Annotated in this window: 5 protein-coding genes and 1 pseudogene; 3 read left to right on the top strand and 3 right to left on the bottom strand. The window is 68.9% G+C overall.

All coding sequences use genetic code 11. From position 1 onward, the window contains the following. The 3 genes from G3N64_RS38695 to G3N64_RS38685 form a co-directional block, all read left to right on the top strand. On the top strand, window positions 1-663 hold a 663-nt coding region (locus tag G3N64_RS38695; protein WP_241021434.1), incomplete at its 5' end, for a beta-ketoacyl synthase chain length factor. Next, complete coding sequence (locus G3N64_RS38690) at window positions 663-1,163, top strand: hotdog family protein (protein ID WP_205788838.1); 501 nt, start codon at window positions 663-665, stop codon at window positions 1,161-1,163. The genes G3N64_RS38695 and G3N64_RS38690, both read left to right, overlap by 1 nt. Further along, window positions 1,150-1,488 carry a hypothetical protein gene (locus G3N64_RS38685; RefSeq protein ID WP_205788837.1) on the top strand — a complete coding sequence of 113 codons (339 nt, stop codon included), beginning with the start codon at window positions 1,150-1,152 and terminating at the stop codon, window positions 1,486-1,488. Before G3N64_RS38690 ends, G3N64_RS38685 begins: the two co-directional genes overlap by 14 nt. A 94-nt stretch (window positions 1,489-1,582) precedes the next feature. On the opposite strand, the gene G3N64_RS38680 is transcribed toward G3N64_RS38685, so the two are convergent. The 3 genes and pseudogenes from G3N64_RS38680 to G3N64_RS38670 all read right to left on the bottom strand — a co-directional run. Continuing rightward, window positions 1,583-1,789 carry a hypothetical protein gene (locus G3N64_RS38680; protein WP_205788836.1) on the bottom strand — a complete coding sequence of 69 codons (207 nt, stop codon included), beginning with the start codon at window positions 1,787-1,789 and terminating at the stop codon, window positions 1,583-1,585. A gap of 116 nt (window positions 1,790-1,905) precedes the next feature. Further along, on the bottom strand, window positions 1,906-2,649 hold the full coding sequence (phbB, locus tag G3N64_RS38675; RefSeq protein WP_205788835.1) for an acetoacetyl-CoA reductase: 744 nt from the start codon (window positions 2,647-2,649) through the stop codon (window positions 1,906-1,908). 215 nt (window positions 2,650-2,864) lie between these two features. After that, window positions 2,865-2,998: pseudogene (locus G3N64_RS38670) on the bottom strand (acetyl-CoA C-acetyltransferase); the annotation flags it as partial.

Genomic DNA, 2,998 nt, shown 5'->3' with positions numbered 1-2,998 from the left:
CGCCGCACGGGCCCGGTCGTGCGCGTCGCGCTCGCGGCCGGTCACGAAGCGGTGGCCGCGAGCGGACGCGACGCCGCGACGCTCGCGACCGTGTTCAGCGCATCGGGCGGCGACGGCCAGAATTGCCACGCGATCTGCGAAACCCTCGCCGGCGACGATCGCCAGTTGTCGCCGACGCGCTTCCACAATTCCGTGCACAACGCACCGGCCGGCTACTGGAGCATCGCGACGCGCGCGATGGCGACATCGAACGTGCTGTGCGCACACGACGGCAGCTTTGCCGCGGGCCTGCTCGAAAGCCTGTGCCAGGTCGCGGTCGATCGCGTGCCGACCCTGCTGATCGCGTACGACACCGACTATCCGGAACCGCTGCGCGCGGTGCGGCCGATCGGCGACGCATTCGGCGTGGCACTCGTGCTCGCGCCCGAAGCAAGCGAACGCGTGCTCGCCCGCATCGACGTGCAACTCACCGACGCGCCCGCCACGACGCTCGCGCATGCCGGACTCGACGCGCTGCGCGCCGGCAATCCGGCCGCGCGCGTGCTGCCGCTGCTCGACGCAATCGCCGCACGACGCACGACGCGCGTCGTGCTCGACTACCTGGCCGATACGCGCGTGCAGGTCGACGTCGCGATGCCGGATACGTTCACGGAGCGCGCGTGATGACCGCGACGATCCCGCTCGCGCCGCCGCTCGATCACGCGTGGATCGCCGCGCACATTCCGCACGCCGGTGCGATGTGCCTGCTCGAGACGGTCGATGCGTGGGATGCCGCCCGCATCCGCTGCAGCGCGACGAGCCACCGCGATCCGCACAACCCGCTGCGCGCACACGGCCGGCTCGCCTCCGTCTGCGGCATCGAATACGCGGCGCAGGCGATGGCCGTGCACGGCGCGCTGCTCGGTGCGCACGAAGCGCGCCCGCGCGCCGGCTATCTGGCGAGCGTGCGCAACGTCGACGCGTTCGTCGACCGGCTCGACACGTTCGCGCAGCCGCTCGTCGTCGAAGCGGAACGCGTGAGCGGCGACGCCCGCTCGGTGCTGTACGGCTTCGCGCTGCGCTGCGGCGATCGCGTGCTGCTGTCCGGCCGCGCCGCGGTGATGCTCGATGCGTCGGCGCCGGGCGCGTTTCGCCCGGCGCCAGCCGGCAATGCGACTCCTTGATGAAGCCGCTTACTCAATGGAAGGAAACCAGGTCGTGAAAGTTCGTCAGTTCATTGGCACCGCGCTCGTTCTGGCGCTAATCAGCCCGATCGCGCACGCGGACATGTCGGAAGTGAAGCAGGACATCAAGCGCGATTCGAAGGAAGCCGCGCACAAGACCGGCGAGGCGGCCCGCAGCTTCGGCCACGCGACCGCGAGCGCCGCGAAGGCGGTCGGGCACGGGGTCGCACACGCGTCGCGCGAAGGCTGGGATGCCACCAAGCGCACGACGAAGCGGATCTTCCACAAGAACGACTCGGGTGGAAAAAGCGAAAAGAACGATTGACCACGGGCATCGCGCGCATCGCCCGTGGCATGCGCGCGGTGCGTGACTGCTCGTCAACCGTGGCGCGTCACCGCCGCAATGCCGCCGCCTGCCGTCAACGCGCGCCGCGTATGCGGCGTGCCGGCCTGGCCCGCACGCGCGCGAAGCACTTGCCGTACGCGACGAGCCAGCAATCGCGATGATCGAAGTTCCACAGCAGCCGCGCGCGGCGCCGCTCGAGCCAGTAGAGCGAGACCGCCATCGTCAGCGCGATGGCCAGTGCCGTGCCGCCGATCGCGAGTCCCATCCAGGTGTCGCCCATGCGTTCTCCGGAATGCGAGGCCGAAGCGGCGCACCTGCCGCCGCCCTGGCACAGGATAGAGCGGAACGCGGCCCGGCACGTGCGCGCACGCAGCCGGAGCGCCGGACCGCCGCGCGTCAGTGCATGTGCTGGCCGCCGTTGATCGCGATGTTGGAGCCCGTCACGAAGCCGGCCTCCTCCGAGCACAGGTAAGCCACCAGCGCCGCGACTTCCTCCGGCTTGCCGAGCCGGCCCGCCGGAATCTGCGGGAGGATCTTCGAGTCGAGGATGTCCTGCGGGATCGCCGTGACCATCTTCGTCGCGAGGTAACCCGGCGACACTGTGTTCACCGTCACGCCCTTGCGCGCGATCTCGAGCGCGAGCGATTTCGTGAAGCCGTGCATGCCGGCCTTCGCAGCCGCGTAGTTGGTCTGGCCGACCGAACCCTTCGAGCCGTTCACCGACGAGATGTTGACGATGCGGCCCCAGCCGCGCTCGACCATGCTTTCGCAGACCGGCTTCGTCATGTTGAACACGGAATCGAGGTTCGTGCGGATCACCGCATCCCAGTTGACCTTGTCGAGCTTGCGCAGCGTCATGTCTCGCGTGATGCCCGCGTTGTTCACGAGAATGTCCACCGGGCCGACGTCCCGCACGATCTTCTCGATGCATTGCTGGCACGAATCGTGATCGGCCACGTCCACCGGGTACGCGTGGAACTCGCGGCCGGCCGCCTGCATCTCGGTCAGCCAGCGGTCCGCGCCGGCGTTGTTCGGCGAATACGTGACGACTACCCGGTGGCCCGCGTCGTTCAACCTGATGCTGACCGCTTCGCCAAGACCGCCCATTCCACCTGTCACAACTGCAATTCGCTTAGTCATCCTATAAATTACCGACAAAAAAGTAATCGATGAATGCGGGGCGGCGGCATCGTACCTGCTGCCGCCCCACCGCTTCGATGCGCAGCCGCCCGCGTAGCGGGTGCGGCACGCACCGGCACCTCGCGCTTGTTATTGGCTGCTTGTCATGCGCGAATACCGCCTGGTTCGCCTGCGGCGCCGGCCGGCGCCGCAGCGAATCGTGTCGTCAGAGCTCTTCAGACGCGCTCGACCGCGAGCGCGACGCCCATCCCGCCGCCGATGCACAGCGACGCCAGCCCGCGCTTCGCATCGCGCTTGGCCATCTCGTGCAGCAGCGTCACCAGGATCCGGCAGCCCGACGCGCCGATCG

Origin of the sequence: Burkholderia sp. Ac-20344 (genome assembly GCF_017104975.1) — a bacterium.
Classification (GTDB): domain Bacteria; phylum Pseudomonadota; class Gammaproteobacteria; order Burkholderiales; family Burkholderiaceae; genus Burkholderia.
This window is presented reverse-complemented; position numbering and strand designations above follow the sequence as displayed.